This window comes from Endozoicomonas sp. ALD068 (assembly GCF_049310145.1).
Classification (GTDB): Bacteria; Pseudomonadota; Gammaproteobacteria; order Pseudomonadales; family Endozoicomonadaceae; genus Endozoicomonas_A.
Window position 1 is genome coordinate 786,125 of sequence record NZ_JBLYNU010000004.1, and the last position, 18,399, is coordinate 804,523.

The 18,399-nt window shown below is 46.7% G+C and carries 13 protein-coding genes; 7 read left to right on the forward strand and 6 right to left on the reverse strand.

The annotated features are described in order from the left end of the window. Positions 1–119: 119 nt before the first annotated feature. From ACO6V5_RS02100 to ACO6V5_RS02115, 4 genes are all read right to left on the reverse strand, one after another. Positions 120–2,747: a hypothetical protein gene (locus tag ACO6V5_RS02100; RefSeq protein ID WP_422411470.1), complete on the reverse strand. Its 2,628-nt coding sequence runs from the start codon at positions 2,745–2,747 to the stop codon at positions 120–122. A 7-nt stretch (positions 2,748–2,754) separates the two neighbouring features. Further along, positions 2,755–2,916, reverse strand: a complete 162-nt coding sequence (locus tag ACO6V5_RS02105; protein WP_422134572.1) for a hypothetical protein — start codon at positions 2,914–2,916, stop codon at positions 2,755–2,757. 20 nt (positions 2,917–2,936) lie between these two features. Continuing rightward, on the reverse strand, positions 2,937–5,483 hold the full coding sequence (locus ACO6V5_RS02110; protein ID WP_422411472.1) for a hypothetical protein: 2,547 nt from the start codon (positions 5,481–5,483) through the stop codon (positions 2,937–2,939). Positions 5,484–5,602: 119 nt separating this feature from the next. Continuing rightward, positions 5,603–6,493 carry a LysR family transcriptional regulator gene (locus ACO6V5_RS02115; protein WP_422134570.1) on the reverse strand — a complete coding sequence of 297 codons (891 nt, stop codon included), beginning with the start codon at positions 6,491–6,493 and terminating at the stop codon, positions 5,603–5,605. 153 nt (positions 6,494–6,646) lie between these two features. Between ACO6V5_RS02115 and ACO6V5_RS02120 the strand changes: the two genes are divergently transcribed. Beyond that, positions 6,647–8,545, forward strand: a complete 1,899-nt coding sequence (locus tag ACO6V5_RS02120; protein WP_422411475.1) for an amidohydrolase — start codon at positions 6,647–6,649, stop codon at positions 8,543–8,545. A 104-nt stretch (positions 8,546–8,649) separates the two neighbouring features. On the opposite strand, the gene ACO6V5_RS02125 is transcribed toward ACO6V5_RS02120, so the two are convergent. Next, on the reverse strand, positions 8,650–9,513 hold the full coding sequence (locus ACO6V5_RS02125; protein WP_422134568.1) for a hypothetical protein: 864 nt from the start codon (positions 9,511–9,513) through the stop codon (positions 8,650–8,652). 406 nt (positions 9,514–9,919) lie between these two features. On the opposite strand from ACO6V5_RS02125, the gene cas3 reads away from it, so the two are divergent. The 3 genes from cas3 (at position 9,920) to ACO6V5_RS02140 (ending at position 15,054) form a co-directional block, all read left to right on the forward strand. Continuing rightward, positions 9,920–12,616, forward strand: a complete 2,697-nt coding sequence (gene cas3 / locus ACO6V5_RS02130) for a CRISPR-associated helicase/endonuclease Cas3 (RefSeq protein WP_422411477.1) — start codon at positions 9,920–9,922, stop codon at positions 12,614–12,616. Positions 12,617–12,984: 368 nt separating this feature from the next. Then, positions 12,985–14,358, forward strand: coding sequence for an AAA family ATPase (locus tag ACO6V5_RS02135; RefSeq protein WP_422411479.1), 1,374 nt, complete (start codon positions 12,985–12,987; stop codon positions 14,356–14,358). A gap of 3 nt (positions 14,359–14,361) precedes the next feature. Next, on the forward strand, positions 14,362–15,054 hold the full coding sequence (locus ACO6V5_RS02140; protein ID WP_422134565.1) for an HNH endonuclease: 693 nt from the start codon (positions 14,362–14,364) through the stop codon (positions 15,052–15,054). Between the two features lie 62 nt (positions 15,055–15,116). Here ACO6V5_RS02140 and ACO6V5_RS02145 read toward each other — a convergent pair whose 3' ends face one another. Then, positions 15,117–15,329, reverse strand: a complete 213-nt coding sequence (locus ACO6V5_RS02145; protein ID WP_422137148.1) for a hypothetical protein — start codon at positions 15,327–15,329, stop codon at positions 15,117–15,119. Here ACO6V5_RS02145 and casA point away from each other — a divergent pair. Genes casA through cas7e form a run of 3 tightly spaced genes read left to right on the forward strand, consistent with a single transcriptional unit; the run spans position 15,272 to position 18,397 of the window. Beyond that, complete coding sequence (gene casA, locus ACO6V5_RS02150) at positions 15,272–16,816, forward strand: type I-E CRISPR-associated protein Cse1/CasA (protein ID WP_422411482.1); 1,545 nt, start codon at positions 15,272–15,274, stop codon at positions 16,814–16,816. The two genes, ACO6V5_RS02145 and casA, sit on opposite strands and share 58 nt — an antisense overlap. Continuing rightward, positions 16,817–17,266, forward strand: a complete 450-nt coding sequence (gene casB / locus ACO6V5_RS02155; protein WP_422134563.1) for a type I-E CRISPR-associated protein Cse2/CasB — start codon at positions 16,817–16,819, stop codon at positions 17,264–17,266. Between the two features lie 39 nt (positions 17,267–17,305). Then, on the forward strand, positions 17,306–18,397 hold the full coding sequence (gene cas7e, locus ACO6V5_RS02160; RefSeq protein ID WP_422134562.1) for a type I-E CRISPR-associated protein Cas7/Cse4/CasC: 1,092 nt from the start codon (positions 17,306–17,308) through the stop codon (positions 18,395–18,397). Positions 18,398–18,399 lie beyond the last annotated feature (2 nt).

Genomic DNA, 18,399 nt, shown 5'->3' on the forward strand with positions numbered 1-18,399 from the left:
TATATTGAGAGCCTGCAAGGTATTCGCACTTTTCGGATAGCGGCTCATCATACCCATAAATCATTCTTGTCCGGCAGATAGGCCTGAGTCATCAGGCATAAAGATTCAAGGATGTCTGTTTACTCTTTGAGATTCGATAACTTCTGAAGGGCAGCGGCTTCTTTGCTTCGCCAAAAATCAGTTTTACTCCTCTGCAATCGGTTGGGTTCAAGGAAGTTGGCTTTTTGGAACCACTCCTTCCATTCTTTCTCCCTGGCCCCCATCATTCTGAGACAATGCGCTTTTTGCGAACAAGCGCCTGCACTCGGGGAGTACTTTTCCAATGCTGATTCAACAAGCTCGAGCGCCTTGTTTAAGTTATCTTTTCCTGACTCCGGGACGCCCTCTGTTATTTGCTCACATGCCAGCCTGAAATAATGGATCGAGCAAGTCAGCAGGGTATTAGCATTCTCCGGGTGCCTGCTGATCATTTCCAAAAATCCTGCTTGCCCGGCAGATAATCTCAACAGTGCTAATTCACACTCACTCGAAGGGTATACATCACAGCAGCGTGTGATCAGTTCTTTTGCCCATTCATATTTGCCGATTCTCTGCCAGAGTCTTACCAGTGCCAGATCTATATGATGATTCCCGCAAGGCATGCACAGACGATCGTCACTGTCATCGGGGCGCTTGCTACTCATGTTCAGCAATAGCTTTTCGGCCAGATAATTTTTATCCATGAACTCCCAAAGTCGCGCCAGAGACAGGTCTATGAGATGATTCCCGCAAGGTTTGCACAGGCTGCTTTCGTCGGCATTGGGGTGCTTGCCACTCATGTTCAGTAACAGCCTTTCAGTCAGGTAATCTTTGTTCATGAACTCCCAAAGTCGCGCCAGGGACAGGTCAGTGAGATGATTTCCACAGGGCCTGCAGAGTTCCTCCTCACTGGCACATAAGTACTTACCACTCATGTTCAGCAGCAGCCTCTCAGACAGTTCATATTTGCTCTTATCTTGCCAGAGTCGCACCCGAGCCAGATCAATCTCATGATTCCCGGAAGGTTTGCACAGGCTGTCTTCATCGGCATCGGGCTGCAGGCCAATCATATTCAGCAGCAGCCTCTCGGACAGTTCATCTTTGCCGATAACTTGCCAGACTCGCACCCGGGCCATATCAATGTCATGATTCCCTGAAGGCCTGCACAGGCTGTCTTCATCGGCATTGGGGTGCAGGCCAATCATATTCAGTAGCAGCCTTTCAGAGCGTTCATGTTTGCCCATTAGCTGCCCGAGTCGCATCCGGGCCAGATCAATTTCCTGATTCCCACAAGGTTTGCAAAGGCTGTCTTCACTGGCATCCGGGTGTGTGCCACACAGGTTAAGCAGCAGTCTTTCAGCCAGTTGATATTTGCCCTCCAGCTCCCAATGTCGCACCAGAGCGATGTCGATAATAGGATGCCCAGTGGGCTTACACAGGCTGTCTGCACTGTCATGAGGATGCTTGTGGCACATGTTCAGCAGCAGTCTTCCAGACAGTTCATGTTTGTCCATTTCCTGCCAGAGGCGTACCTGAGCCAGATCAATAACATGATGCCCGGAGGGCTTGCAGAGGTAGTCCCAACTCTCATCGGGGTGCTTGCCACAAGTGCTCAGCAGCAGTCTTTCAGCCAGCTTATGTTTGCCCATAATTATCCATAATCTTGCCAGAGTCAGGTCAATGTCATGATCCCCAGAGGGCCGACAGAGAATGTCCTCAGTGTCCTCAGGATGCTTTTTGCTCATTTTCAGCAGCAGTCTTTCGGACTGTTTATGTTTCCCCATATCCTGCCAGAGACGCACCAGAGCCAGGTTGATGTCATCATGGGCGGAGGGCTTGCAGAGAATGTCCTCACTGTCATCGGGATGTTTGCCCATCATTTCCAGCAGCAGGCCCTCAGACAGTTGGAATTTTTGCATAAGCTGCCAGAGTCGAATCAGAGCCAAATTTACGAGATGGAGGTGTCTGCGCAATTTTTCTACATCGTATGGATTCAACAGCAGGCTATTAATCAGCGCTGCTCTTATGCTCAACAGGAGTTTTTCAGACAGCGACCATTTGTGTAAAAATTGCCATATTCGGGCCATGTTAATGTCTGCGTCAAAATTGTCAGAAATCGCACACAGGGCATTTTCATTATCATTGAGCCTTTTGTTTCTCAACATCAAAAGTCGTGCTTCCGCGTTCAGTTGCAAACCAATTTTCTCTTCACAAAGGCTCAGGGTCAGATCAAGGTTATGAATGGTCGAAGCCCCAAATGCATTAAGCGGTCCTTCTGATCTGAGTTGATTCAGAATATTGCAGGCTTCTATCTGTTTGTTAACCGTTTGCTCTTTTAGCGACCTTGCAAGCCCTATGATTATGTCTTGATAGCCGAACTGACTTTGTATGCCCTGGTTTTCGCTTAAGAGGGTCCGGAATATTTCTTCTGCTTTTATGAAATTTTGTTTTTTTAGTGCTTCGTAAGCGTTATTAACCTTCATTGCAGTTTCTTTGGAATAATTTTTTATCCTCTGTTTTTGAAACGTCTGAGGAGTGATGTTCTGGCCTGCAGTCGTTTGTGGGTATCTGACAGATAAGGGTGTGTCCGGACTTTGCTTAACCTGTTCAGAGCGTGGAATAAACGTTTCTGCATTCGGGTTTAAGGAAGATTTACTCGCTTCAGGTGTTGCTGCCGGAGCGCTGGAACTGACCGCAGTGCCGGTCGTCGGTGTTGGTCCATATGCCATAGAACTATTACATTTTTGTAAAACTGTGCTCCTTGGACAGCAAACGCTCATTAAAGTTCATGGTTGTTCGTCTATATTGAGAGCCTGCAAGGTTCGCACTTTCCGGATAGCGACTCATCATGTCCATAAATCCTTCTTGCCCGGCAGGCTGGCCTGAGTCATCAGGCATAAAGGTTCAAAAATGTCTGTTTACTCTTTGAGATCCCATAACTTCTGAAGAGCAGCGGATTCTTTGCTTCGCCAAAAATCAGTTTTACTCTTTTGTAATCGGTTGGGGTCAAGGAGGTTGGCTTTTTGGAACCATTCCTTCCATTCTTTCTCGCTGGCACCCATCATTCTGAGACAATGCGCTTTTTGCGAACAAGCGCCTGCACTTGGGGGGAACTTTGCCAATGCTGATTCAACAAGCTCGAGCGCCTTGTTTAAGTTATCTTTTCCTGACCCCGGGACGTCCTCTGTTATTTGCTCACATGCCAGTCTGAAATAATGGATCGAGCAAGTCAGCAGGGTATTGGCATTCTCCGGTTGCCTGCTGATCATTTCCAAAAATCCTGCTTGCCCGGCAGATAATCTCAACAGTGCTAATTCACACTCACTCGAAGAGTATATATCACAGCAGCGTGTGATCAGTTCTTTTGCCCATTCATATTTGCCGATTCTCTGCCAGAGTCGTACCAGTGCCAGATCTATATGATGATACCCGCAAGGCATGCACAGACGATCGTCACTGTCATCGGGATGCTTGCTACTCATGTTCAGCAAGAGTCTTTCAGACAGGTACAGTTTGTCTGTTTCCTCCCAATGTCGCGTTATAGTCAGGTCTAGTTCCAGATTTCCACAGGGGCTGCATCGTTCTTCCTCAGTGGCATAGAGGTGAGTACCTCTCATGTTCAGCAGCAGGCTTTCAGCTAATTTATTTTTTCCCGTTATCTCCCAGAGTCGAACCAGGGCCAGATCAGCTTCATGATTCCCGGAAGGCGTGCAGAGCCTGTCTTCATCGGCATTGGGATGCTTGTGACTTATGTTCAACAGCAGCCTCTCAGACAGTTCATATTTGTTCATATTTTGCCAGATTCGTGCCTGACACACGTCAATGCTATGATTCCCGGAAGGCGAGCAAAGGGTGTCTTCATCGGCATTGGGGGGCTTGCCTCTCATATTCAGTATCAGTCTCTCAGACCATTCATATTTGCCCATCAGCTGCCAGAGTCGCATACGGGTGAGGTCAATTTCCTGATTCTCACCAGGAGTGCAAAGGGTGTCTTCACTGGCATTTGGGTCTATACCACACATGTTGAGCAGCAGTCTTTCAGTGAGGTTATATTTGCCCGCCAGCTCCCAATGTCGTGCCAGAGTGATGTCGATAACATGATTTCCAAAGGGCTTGCACAGGGTGTCTTCACTGTCATCGGGATGCTTGTGGCTCATGTTCAGCAGCAGTCTTTCAGACAGTTCATGTTTGTCCATATCCTGCCAGAGACGCAGCAGAGCCAGATCAATGACATGTTGCCCACATGGCCTGCAAAGGATGTCCGAACTCATACCAAGGTGCTTGCCACTCATATTCAGCAGCAGTCTCTCAGCCCGATCATATCTACCCATCTTCTGCCAAAGCCGCACCAGAGCCAGATCAATTTTACGATGATCAGAGGGGGTGCAAATAATCTCCTCACTGGCATAAGGAGGCTTGTTACTCAGGCTCAGCAGCAGTCTTTCAGATTGATAATTTTTGTCCATCACGTTCCAGAGTCTTGCCAGCGCCAGTTTAATGTCATGATGGCAGGGACGGTGCAGGAACTCCTCACTGCCATTGGGGGCTATACCAATCATGCTCAACAGCAGACCTTCAGCCCATTCATTTTTACCTCTCTCCTGCCAGAATATTGCCAGAGTCATATTAACTGTATGGAGGTTTTTATGCAGTTTTTGTAAGGCGTAAGCGGATCGGACCGACCGTAAATTAATAGTCAACACTGATCGCATGTTAAGCAGGAATGTTTCAGTCAGTGTGTGTTTTTCCATAACCTGCCACAGCTTGCTATTAGCCATATCAGCGTCAAAATTGTCAGAAGGCTGACAGAGGCTCGCCTCATCAGCATCGGGATTTATGTTTCTCAGTCTCAAAAGTCGTGCTTCAGCATCAAGGTACCTTCCAAGTGCCATTTCACATTGACTCAGGGTCAGATCAAGGTTTTTAATGGTTGAAGCCTTGAGCGCGGTGAGCTTTCCTTTCAACCTGAGTTTTTCCAGAAGATCGCAGGCTTCTCTCTTTTTTTCATAAGTTTGCTCTTTTAGCGATCTTGCAAGCCCTATGGTTGTGTTCTGCTCTTCTAACAGGGTCAGCTTGCCCTGGTTTTCGTTTAAGATGGCCCGGAATGTTGCTTCTGCATTTATGAAGTCCTTACCTTTTAATGTATCGAAACCGCTACTGATCTTTTCTTTAATCGCTCGTTGAGTCGCTTCAGGGCGAGAGCTATTTGCTCTTTGGCCAAACCTCCGGGGAGTAAACGTTGGGTATTCAGTCGCTTGTCGGCGCCCGATATCTGGAGGTGTGTTCGTACATTCCTGAACACCTTGAGCGCGTGGCATAAACGGTCGAGCTTCCGGGTTTAAGTCAGATTTACGCTTTGGTGCATTATCGGTACTTGAACCTGACGAATAATACCGTGATGGTTGCGATGTCGTAGTGGTACTTGAACTGGCGGCATGGGTTGTTGTTGGTAATCCGTAACTCATAGCAATAGAACATCCAAAGAAATCTATGCCATTCGACAGTAAACAGGCATAAAAGTTCATGGTTATCCAGTCCGGAGTTCTTGATTCCGCTATTTCTCTGGAGTGTGAGTACCTTGCAACTAGCGGAAATTACTCTTGGCAAATACCTGTAATGCAGATTTAACAGCTGCAACTTCCGGATAACGTTCTAATTCCGGAGGACAATAAAATGATAAATGTACCCGAAGCGCGTTAGCCAGTTCATTAACATTGAGTTGCACCAACTGACCACTTTGCAACAAAGGCGCAGCTAAAGAGTGCTCCAGGATCGCCCACCCGTCTTCAAGCAGTAGAGTCAGTAGTACATCATTATTACTCACTAAGCATACATGGGTAGAAATGGAATAAAGTTCAGGATTACTATTATGGTGGTTTTCGCTTAAGTATTGCGTGGCCAGTTCAAGCTCATCCATTTGAATACAATCTCGCTTTGCCAGTGCGTGCTCAGGATGACAATAAAAACCGTGTTCACTGGTACCCAGATTAATAAAACTGAAGGTACGCTCAGGCATGTTTCTAAGCCGGCTTTGCATAATGGCAACACAATGCTGGTTGCTCACTAACGCGTCCAGCGTCTCATCCCGGTTTCGATGCAACCAATGCAGGCGCAACATCGGAAACTGATCCCTGACTGATTGATTAACCACTCTTATCAAGCTATTGGGTACCAGGTTGTCATGGTAAACAATCAGAGATTCAAGTGCCTGTTTGTAGCTGTCGATCATTCGGCGATAGAGAAGATTACTGTTTTTAACCAGCACCTTTGCTTGACGATAGAGGGCATCAGCTTCGTTTGTTGCCACGGCTTTCTTTCCCTCAATGGCAAACAAACGGATTGCAAAACTGTCTTCTAACGCCTTCACTTGCTCACGAATGGTGGTTCTGTCTTTGTGCAGTTTCTTTGCTGCTTTGCTGTAGCTGGCTTCTTCAAACGTGGCGCAAAATGCGGCTAAGTGCTCGTATGAGAACATTTATCTTTCTCCTGCTGCCCATAAAAAATGAATGTAATTGCCCATCATAATGCATTTATCATGGCCGTTTAATATTGCTATTTTTTGCATCTTGCCTTTTGGTGGAGTGGTTAACCCGGGGATGCTCTGCCTTTTTCATTGACGGTTTGTAATATGAAAAATATCTTCAAAGTTTCCGCATTAACTGTGTCCTTATCCATCCTGGCAGGGTGCTCAATCGGAGGGGGTCCAGATGAGTCTGTTACCAGCCCCATCACTGTATTTGTCTCCAATGACATCATTACCCTCTCAGAGACCATTAAAGACAAACCCACCGCCATTGCAGTTCAGGACGGGAAGGTTATCAATATCGGCCATCAGGAAGCGTTGATAGAAGCCTACAAAAACGAAAGTAATCTGGTGGTAGATACACAATACATCGATAAAACGATTCTGCCGGGTTTTGTCGAGCCTCATATGCATATCTGGATGAGCAGTCTGTTACTGAGTATGGATTTCATCACCCCCGCAGACTGGGCATTCCCCTGGGGGTATGTGAATGGTGTCCAAAATGAGAAAGCCTACTTTGACCAGCTTGCTCGACTGGAACAGTCTCTGCCTGAGAACGAACCTCTTATTACCTGGGGATATCACAACTATTTTCATGGTCAGAACATGAGCAAAAAGGCCTTGAATAAGCTCTCCGAAACCCGGCCAATCATTGTATGGCACCGTAGCTTTCACGAGGTTTATTTTAACGATGCTGCCCTTAAGATGCTGGGCTGGAAGGAAACGGATTGGAAGAAAAAACAAATATCCCAGCTTAATTGGGATAAAGGTCATGCCTACGAGACGGGTCTGAAAGCGATCATGAACGAGCTCTTTATGTATTTCTTTGACTCGGGACGATTTGCCAAAGGGGTTAAACGCACTAAAGACTATGTCCATTCAGGTGGTATCACCACGGTGATTGACCCGGGTGTCCTGCTCTCTGCGCAGATGTATAACGAAATGGTGGATGTCTTGACCAATGATACCTTTCCGATGGACTACTGGTTGATCCCGGCAGGCAATTTCACCTACATGCTATCGCAAAATGATGCCGAAAAAGGCAAAGCCATGGCAGAACAACAAACCCGGACCTACAAAGAATCTGACCAAATCAATTGGCTGCCAAAGTACGTCAAATTATTTTCTGACGGGGCAATGTATAGCCAGTTAATGCATATGAAAGATGGCTATACCGATGGCCACAAAGGCGAATGGATCCAAAAACCGGAAGAACTCGAAGACAGCATGAGGCCTTACTGGTACGACGATTACACGGTTATTGTCCATGCAAATGGTGACCTCGGGTTTGAAACCGCTATCGATATTGTTGAAACGCTAAACAATGAAGCGCCCAGAGAAGATCACCGAACCGGATACCACCACCTGGGCTTTACCGGCAAAGACGATATTACCCGAGCCGTTGACCAGGGCGCCAACTTCAGCGTTAATCCTTACTACACCCACATACTGGGTGAGCTTTATAGCGTGCACGGAATCGGGAAAGAGCGGGCGGAAACCATGTCCCGTGGCCAATCGTTCATTGATGCAGGCGGTGTACTTTCCCTACACTCTGATGCACCCATGGCACCGGCGCAGCCACTGAGCCTGGCTTGGGCAGCAGTTAACCGCTTAGGCTTATCCGGCAGTAGAACACTTGGGCCTCTGGAGCGGATCAGTGTCGAAGAAGCACTCAAGGCCATCACTATCAACGCGGCCTATACTGCCCGCTTAGAAAACCAGATTGGCACCATTGATGTCGGGAAGTACGCCAACTTCACTGTATTGGACGAGAGCCCGTTTGAAGTCGATCCGAAAGATCTGAACAAGATCACCGTCTCAGCCACAGTCTACCGGGGAGAGCCTGCGCCGGTTAAACACAGTAATGCCGGTCTGGATATGACCTTTCGCTCCCACAAGGCAGTGAGAGTAATTAATAGGCTTTCAGCCAGAGATGGTTCAGGGGATTTCTGCACCACCAGTATTGAGATGCAGCGCAGTGCGCTGGGAGTGGTAGAGCATTAACTGAACCATAAGGCTCCAATATCACCAGGCTGCTGTACCGGGTGCCCTGCGCGAGCGGGGAAGGGTATTCCCCTGCCTGGTATTTAAGCCGATTTGGCGCAGGCTTAATCGGACAATAGTGGTAATTCAGCGGAAATCGCCATGGAACATTCATGTTTGCGTTTCATATAGAGCTGTGCAGTATTGTCCCAGATGACGTCTGCAAAGATACTTTTGTCAAGGTTGTCGTCTACCTGACATTTTATGGAATAGGCCTCAGAAGGTTTGGCAGTCCCCCATGGAATCTTGTAATAGTCACCATTAGCGCTTCTTGTCCATAAATTCTCTATTAGCGATGTATCATCACTCTCTGTTGATTCGCCAAAGGTGGCTGAAAATAAAAGACCCTCCTCTGAACGCAGAGAAAAAGTGTCGTTCCCATTTACTTTTTTGACAGTCATTGAGCCATAAGATGTATTGTATTTGTCGAAATATTTGAGAACATATTTCATTTTCAATGAATCAGTATGTGCTTTGATTGCCAGATATGAGCCTTTGCTGAGTTCCAGCATCCAGATAGCCTCGGTGTAAACTAATTGAAAGAAGTTAGGCAATGGAATCTTGAAGGCGCTATCAATGTTAATGGTGACCACCAGCATAGCGCAGCTTACTCGTTCCGGTGAGTCTGCCGACGACACGAATTGAAAAGCCTCACCGGCCAGCTCAATAGCCTTGTCCCGGGGAACGGAGCCTTTTATAAAGAATCCCACATACTCACTGCCCACAAAAGAATACCCAGGTTCCGGTTCAACCTTGTCTTTTGATACCGAAGGGGCGCTTGACGGGTTACATTCAGTCGCTGCCCCCGGGTCTTTATGACCCGAACATTCGTCAGCACAGGAGCCACTCACCTGCATGAGCAGAGAGACAAAAGCCAGTGCCAACAACTTGAAGAGCTGATAATAATGATAAAAAGCCAGACGAAACATAATGACAACACCAAAGTAAAATCATGAAGCGAGCTAAAGTCATTAGCGCGTGTAAATTGCTACACTGACCGACAGCTTTAAAGAGTAGACGATGATAAAAGTCAGAAGGTGTAGATTGGGTAAGATTCTTAATCTGCGAATTCGGTGGGGGTATTAGGAAAGGCTGGGCTTGTCGTCTGGTTTTCAGGCTCATGTTTGTTTTGTCAGACCCCGAACCTAAAAAAACAGTGGGTTCGTTGTTAAGTCAATGCCCTATTGACCATAACAAACGTGCAGCCTGTTCACTTGCTTTCAAAAACTACAGTGGGAGTTGGGGTTGAAAGGTTATGAACTGTTGATGTTTATCATGTTACTCATATAGCCTGCCCCTATAATGTGAAACTCTTGTCAGAAAGTGGAAGCAGGCATGTCTTTCTATAACTATTGGGGCAAAGCAGGTAATCAATCTGAAGGTGATAATGCCAGTTATCATTTGTTGGTTTATCACTGTTTGGATGTGGCTGCGGTTGCGAAGGTTTGGTGGCAAGCATCTGCGTCACTCCGCCGTCAGTTTTGTCATCAAAGTGGCCTGCCAGATCAACAGACTCGGGCCTGGCTACTTTTTTTTATTGCCTTACACGACCTGGGCAAATTTGATATCCGTTTTCAATTAAAAGCAAAGGATGTCTGGCGGCAGGTTAATCCTGAGACAAATTGCTTTAAGCCTGACTTTCTTCAAGAAAACATTAATGATTATTATCACGGGCCCTCCGGTGTTTATTGGTTGTATCAAGACTGGCAGGATCGTTTTGCAGGTGAGCAGGATGACAGTTATATTTTTTGTGATGATGACGAAAACGAAAGCTGGCGAGCGTGGTTTAGTTGGCTTGGACCGGTTGCAGGGCATCATGGAACCCTGGCAGATAACTCCGACAAAGATGACTGCAGCTTTGGTTTTTCACCGGGTATGGTCAGTGCCCGGGGGTTGGAATCACTGCAACAGGCTCGACAGGATTGGTTGAAAGCACTTGAGTCTCTATTTTTAAAACCCGCCGGGCTGACACTGGAAGATGACCCGCCAGTTCTGGCTGATGGCACTTTGCTGGCTGGTTTTTGTTCGGTTTCTGACTGGTTGGGTTCAGCCAGTGATGAGGGTGATTTTGAATTTCAAAGCCAGCCGACAGGTGATCTTCAGGAGTGGTTTGAATCGCGTCTGACGATCGCCAGACGTTTGCTTCGTCGAGCAGGAATTACTGGTTATCAAGCCCGTGACAATCCTGCTATTCAGAACTTGCTTGAGAAAGGGTATCAGCCGCGACAAGTTCAGTGTCTGGTGGATCAGCTACCGCTCACTGAAAGCTTAACATTAATAGAGGCCTCAACCGGTTCAGGAAAAACAGAAGCTGCGCTGGCTCATGCCTGGCAATTAATCCAACAGAATCTTGCCGATAGTATTGTCTTCGCACTGCCGACTCAGGCAACAGCCAATGCTATGTTGGGGCGTATTGAAAAGGCCGCACTCATTATTTTTAAGGGGGAAATCAATGCGGTGTTATCTCATGGTCGGGCTGGATTTCAGCAGGATTTTATCGATCTCAAACAAGCAGCCAATTCGCACCCTGCACAGGGGGAAAAGGAAGCCAAAGTTCAATGCGCGCAATGGCTGGCCGAAAGTAAAAAAAGAGTTTTTTTAGGACAAATCGGCATTTGTACCGTAGATCAGGTGCTCGCTTCAGTGTTGCCGGTGCGACACAGGTTTGTTCGTGGGTTTGGTATTGGGCGCAGTGTTCTCATCATCGATGAAGTGCATGCTTATGATGCCTATATGTACGGCCTTTTGGAGGAAGCATTGAAACAGCAGCGGACTGCGGGCGGATCGGCCATTTTGTTGTCTGCAACCTTGCCAGATTATCAAAAGCGGCAACTCATGGAGGCATGGGCAGGAAACACAGTGCCCAGCCATTTTGAAAACCCCGTTGATGCACCTTATCCGTTGATAACCTGCTATGGGCATAAGCAGCAATACTTCTCTCTAGACACCCGACAGCAGCCCACCAAAACGCATGTCAATATCGAACTGCAAACCGTATCCGAGTTGTTGCCTGATGATGACTTGTTGGAGCAAATGATTACTGCCGCAGAGCAAGGGGCTCAGGTCTGTTTTATCTGCAATCTTGTTGATGTAGCACAGCAGTCTCTAAGACAGTTACGGGAAAAAGCAGCTGGGCGACTGAGTGAAGACCAGCTGATTCTGTTTCACTCTCGCTTTGTGTTTGCTGATCGTCAGAAGAAAGAGGACAAAGTCCTTGATCTGTTTGGCCCCGATGGTAAGCGACAGCAAGGGCATATATTGGTCAGTACTCAGGTTTTTGAGTGCTCTATTGATGCTGATATGGATTGGATGATTACTCAACTTTGTCCCGTCGACCTGTTATTCCAGCGCTGGGGTCGGCTGCATCGACATCAAAACAAGCACAATCGTCCTGACGGATTTGATCAACCTCTCTGTACTGTGTTGGTGCCTCCGGAATCTGAAGATTATCAGCTGCATGAGCTTATATACGGTGATAGTCGTATACTTTGGCGAACTCAACAGTTATTGGTTGACTCAGGAAATATCGTTGAATTTCCTGATGCATACCGGAAATGGATTGAGTCGGTTTATGATAAAGAAGATTGGGGGAGTGAGCCTGATTGGGTTATGAAATCTCATCAAGATTTTGCTGGTCATCAGCAAAGCCAACGTATGGGCGCAAAAGTATTAATTAAATCCGCGATGAATACGCTGGCAGACACTGATGATAAAATTTCTGCAGTTACCCGTGACGGTGAAATGAATCTGACATTGGTTCCAGTTATTTCCAATGCTAAGGGTGAACGTTGCCTACTGGATGGTTCGGTGGTTGATGAGTTGGATAAAAGTAACCGTTTTGAAAAAATTAGCCTTAACAGTCTTGGAATACCAGCCGGTTGGAACAAAAATGAAGGGCAGTTGCCCGATATGGATGATGGCGGATTAATATGGCTGGAAATGAAAGCCGACGAACAAGGCTACCGAGGGTATTGGGGGGAGACAGAGTACAGCTATTCTGCAGAGGCTGGTTTTCAGCGCATAAAAAAATGAGGCATCCCCGCGGGCGCGGGGAACAGGGTAGTGAACTGAGCTTTATTTAAACAAACTATGGTTCATCCCTCTGTGAGAGGGAACTTCCATTATATAACATCGGCTCTTTTTGGTGGAGTTGTTATCAGAAAGATATTGTAGAATCGCTGATTGTCGGAAGTCCTGTTACCTCAGGGGTTTATATCATCTTTCCTTAGTCTGACCTGCATACAGAACTAAATACATTTTTCACTAAAGTCAGTAACCTTTGTGAGTTTATTAGACATACGAGCACAAAGGGTTGTTAAGGGTTATGATTGAGGTCTCTGGTTTATCCAGAGCCATTGTTTAGCAAGGTCTGACAAGGGTTCACAGGTTCAGGTGAATGTATGAAGATACGCGAGCTCAGGCTCAAAAACTTTCGGAAGTTTGAGGACTCGGTCTTCAAGTTTAATACTGATACGAATGTCTCAGTTCTCATTGGTGATAATGCAACCGGTAAAAGCGCCATTCTTGATGCTCTGTCCATTATGATGGGGAGTTATCTGCTGGATTTTAAAGCTGGTGTAGGGCGGCATATCCGTAAGGAAGAGGTACGGCTAAAGCAGATCAATCTGGGTGATACGGTCACTCTTGAGCCGCAGTGGGACGAAGGGGTTTCGCTTTCTTGTCGTGCCTCTCTGACCGAGTTAGCCAGTAGTAATGATTCATCTCTTCTTGAAGACCTGCGCTGGACTCGGGAACTGAAATCCGAGAAAGGTAAAACCACCCGTATTCTGGCAAAGAACATTGCCAAAGTGGGGAAAGATGCCAGAGCCAGGATGGAAAAAGGCGAAGAAGTCCTGTTGCCTGTTTTTGGCTACTACGGCACTGGTCGTCTCTGGCATATCAAACATGTTGTAAAGCTGACGAAGCCTGAATCCAGATCGGCGGGCTATCGTGATTGCCTTGATCCGGCTTCCAGCCACAAGTTGTTTCTTAGATGGTTTGCTCAGTTGGAGCAGGCTTCGTTCCAGAAGGGTAAAAAATTCGGCGTGCTCGAAGCGGTTCGTAAGTCGATTCAATATTGTATACCTGAGTGCAGGTACTTTTATTTTGATATTGAACTGCAACAGCTGATGATTGAGCTGGAAAACGGACAGCTATTCAGCTTCGATAATCTTAGTGATGGTTATCGTAATACTCTGGCTATAGTGGCAGATATAGCACACAGAGCGGGTCGCCTGAATCCTCATCTGATGGATAGAGCCCCATTAGAAACTCCCGGCATTGTGCTGATTGATGAAGTCGATTTACATCTGCATCCCAAATGGCAACGTCGGGTATTAAATGATCTGCGGGAAGCATTCCCGAAAGTGCAGTTTATTGTTACTACTCACTCTCCTTTTATCATTCAATCTTTACGACCCGGTGAAGTGATTGACTTAAACTCTGTTCTGCCCACGGATGAAAGCTCTGAAACAGCGTCACCTGCACCAACTGAGCCATTCAGTGATCAGAGTGTTGAAGATATTGTGGAAAGGGTGATGGGTGTTGAGGTGCCTTCTCGGAGTCAGCGTTGGCAGGCAATGAATGATACCGCTAAAAAATATTACACGTTGCTTCAGCAAGCGAACGGTGCCTCAAAGGAAGAAAAAGAGCAGTTAAAGCAGGAGCTGGACGAGCTGAGTGCACCCTTTAGTGATAATGTGGCTTACCATGCCTTTCTTGAGATGGAGCGAGTCGCAGCCGGTCTGAGCAAAGGAAAAGCTGTTGAGGAGTAATTCATGAGGCCAGTGGATAAGGGGGCTGAGCCTCTGGATGCGAACGGAAATCCAAAGCAATTCAGTCAATACCAAAATGCCCGAAGAGATTTAATTGAAAGACTGGGTGGTTATTGCTCTTATTGTGAAATGAAGCTTGACGCATCTTTGGCAGTTGAACATGTTCTGTCGAAAAAACATCACAAAGATTCGGCGTTGTCCTGGTCAAACTTTCTGCTGGGTTGTACGAATTGCAATTCAACCAAGGGTGATCATGATCCGCTTATAAACAGCTGCTTCTGGCCTGATGCAGATAATACTTTCAGAGCTTTTGAGTACTCAGAGGACGGGGTTGTTCGCCCGAATCAGTCACTCTCTGACGCTGAAAGAGAAAATGCTATGCGAACTATCCGACTAACTGGCCTGGATAAAACGCCTTTGCAAGCAACAGCTTCTGATCGTCGCTGGCAACAGAGAAGAGAAGTCTGGCATATTGCCCAGCGAGCCAGGCAACGGTTGCAGCGCAATGACAATGAAGACTTCAGGGATCAGGTGGTTGAAACGGCTGTTGGTCATGCTTACTGGAGCATCTGGATGACTGTGTTTGCGAATGACAGTGATATGCTCAATCGTCTGATTCGTGCTTTACCGGGTACTGCTCAAAGTTGTTTTGATACAGATGGTCATCCTGTATTAAGGCCAGGCGGTCAGATATAACAGCTTTAAACCATCTGATCGCTCTGACGTTTTATATAAACGAACTACTTGAATAATATCATCTAGGCTTTATTATGATCTTCATCCTGTAGCAGGTTGTTGTGGTTGTTGGGCTGGCTTGAAGCAGGCGTTACGATTTTGAACTCTTCAATGACCATGGGCTTGCTGCGCAAACCTTGGTTTTTACACTGGTTGTCATTTGGAGAGGCATGAAAAATTGAAGCCATTTTCATTACTTGACCAAGCGTGGATTCCCCTTCATTACGAAGGAACACGGCTCTGGGTCACCTATCAGCAACTCTTATGTGGGGAGAAAAAAGGTAAACTCTGCTTGCCCCGCGATGATCTGGAGCTGGCTGGCGTTCAGCTATTGGTAGCCATAACTCAGGTTTGCTTTACACCAGCCGATCGAAAGGAACTGCTGGCCCGGCTCAAAAAGCCTTTGTCTACCGATGAGTTTCTGAAGGGGGTGAAGGATAAAAAGGACTGGTTTGATCTGAATCACCCAGTTACACCCTTTATGCAAATCCGTGGGGTTAAGGCGAGTAAATCGACCCCAATGGATAAGCTGCTGGCAGGTGTAGCAGATGGAACCAATAAACCCTTTGTTAATCCTCATGGATTGGCGGAAGGACTCTGTGGTAGCTGTACGGCGATCGCCTTGTTTAACATGGCTAACAACTGTCCCAGTATGGGCGGTGGCTTCAAGGGAAGCCTGCGCGGTAGCACTCCAATTACGCAACTGATTACCGAGCCTGTTACGCAACTAATTACCGAGCCTGATCTGCGTAGAACAATATGGTTGAATGTGCTGCATCAGGAGCGTTTGAGTAATATTGTTATGCCCTGGTATCAGGCTACTGCACAACAAGCTCCAAACTATGTTGATCCTGTCAAAGCAGGAGAAAAAATTCGAGCAACGAACATCGGTCTTGCCCGCGGTCTACTGTGGCAACCCGCACATTTTGAACTCTTGCCTGCTGAAGACACAGGTTGCTGCAGTGTCTGTAATGTCACTGCTCCGTTGTATAAGGGTTTTAATAAAGCCAAATTTAATTACACAGTGGAGGGTAACTGGCCGCATCCACTGTCAGCCCGAACCTTCAAGATTGTCAAAGGCAAAAAAGAAGAAAAGTTTCCGTCGTTTACCACCACCGCACCTGGCTGGACTCAACTAAGCCGTCTGGTTGTGGCAATGGAATCCAGTAAAGAAGGACAAATTCCTGCTCCTGTACTGTTACAGATCAGGGATGACGGGTTGATCAAGCAGAAGCACTTACGATTTGTTATCGGCGGTTATAGAAACAATCAGGCAACGGTACTGGAACGGCGCCACGAGTTTTTCAGTCTGGCGGATGGCTGGGCTGAACACGGCGAGGTGATCCACTATATCATAAAGACAGGTCTGGCTTACAAAACGGCTTTGCGCAAGGCGCTCTATCTCTTTTCAGAAGGTATTAAAGATAAAAACAAAGAGATCAAAGGCTCTGGTGTTAATCTCTGCCAGTCGGGTGACGACCTCTACTTCCAACAAACAGAACAGTGGGTTCGGGACTCCTTTGCTGATATCAATTTCAAGGAGCCACTACCCACTATAGATTGCCTGCGCGTTCAATTAAAACAAACAGTATTGCAATTGTTTGATCAGCTCACAAAACCCTACCGGCAGGAACCCAAAATGCTCAAAGCACTGGCATTGGCCCGGCGCAGCCTGAATAAATCACTGGCTGAACTTCAGGCTGTGGTGACAGAGGAGAATTAAATGCAACCTTCTAACAAAAAGTCTCAGGATTTCATCCAGCTGTGGAATCGTTATGTCGATTTGAGTGCTGGTAATAAAGCCGAGTTACGCAGGGTTTCGACACCCGATGCTCTCATTGAAGTTCCCGCCTTTTACCGGTTAACACGCGGTTATGCCAGCCATAAAAATATCCGGCGGTTGGTTTACTGTCTGCCATATCTGCAACATCAGGTTGGTGGTGATTCACTGGGTAAAGCTCTGGCTGTGGCAGGTGTCAGAGAAAAGCGCCTGTTCGTGATCATTCGTTCACAGGAACCTAATGATCTGATTCAGTTGCGGAGGTTATTGCAACAGGTAAACCCAGTGGTCGACTTTTATCAAACAGCCTGGTTGCTGCTGCGCTGGAATAATCCTGAACAAAAGCAAAAATTGCTGGAAACTTTCTTTCTGCATCAGAAAGAATCCTCCTGAATCATTTTCTTTTTACACGACATTTAAAAGGACAATCTTATGAATAAGAACTTCATTAACTTTCATATCCTGATTTCCCATAGCCCATCCTGCCTTAACCGGGATGACATGAATATGCAGAAGTCGGCTATTTTCGGTGGTAAACGGCGGGTGCGTGTTTCCAGCCAGAGTTTGAAGCGAACCCTGCGTAAAAGTGATTATTATCGGGAGCATCTTGGTAACCCCAGCCAGCGGACAAAACAGCTGGGAGAATATCAGGATTTTGTTGTTGAACAGTTAAAAGAGCGATTTGCACCGGATTTAATCAAAAAGGCTTTGGCCTGGGTATCCGGTAAAAAAGACATCGAAACGAGCACCAAAGGTGATGCCGTTGCTCCCTGGGTTGTGGAAGAAATTGCTTATGTATGTGAACAGATTCAATCCCCTGAAAATGAAGGGCTGGATGAAAAAAAACTGCAAAAGCTGATTGAAAAAGACAGTCAGGGATTCCGACAAGCTGTGGGACAAGCGGTGGATATCGCTCTGTCTGGGCGGATGGCGACTTCAGGGCTGATGAGTGCGGTAGGCAAAGTGGACGGTGCCCTTGCTGTGGCCCATTCCATCACCACCCATGCAGTTGATGCTGATATCGATTGGTTCACTGCCGTTGATGATTTGCAGGAAATGGGATCGGGCCACCTGGATACCCAGGAATTTTCCTCTGGCGTTTTTTATCGTTATGCCAGCCTGAACCTTCAGCAGTTACAAAAAAATCTGGGTGACGCTTCCCGTGAACAGGCGCTGGAAATTGCTGCCCATGTATTGCATATGCTTGCTACTGAAGTGCCTTCTGCCAAACAACAAAGTTTTGCTGCCCATAATCTGGCTGATCTGGCACTGGTTAGTTTTTCTGACCAGCCACTGTCACTGGCCAACGCCTTTGAAAGTCCTGTGAAGGAAAAAGGAGATGGTTTCCGCCGTCCTTCTATAAAGGAACTCCATGACTATTGGAAAAAACTGACAGTAAGGTTTGATCTGGATGATAGCTGTGCCGAATTTGTGCTTGAAGATGTTGAAGTTCCTCAAGGTATTAATGCTGTTGAGTCCTTATCCGTACTGAAGCAATGGGTTCAAAACAATGGTGAGGACTAATT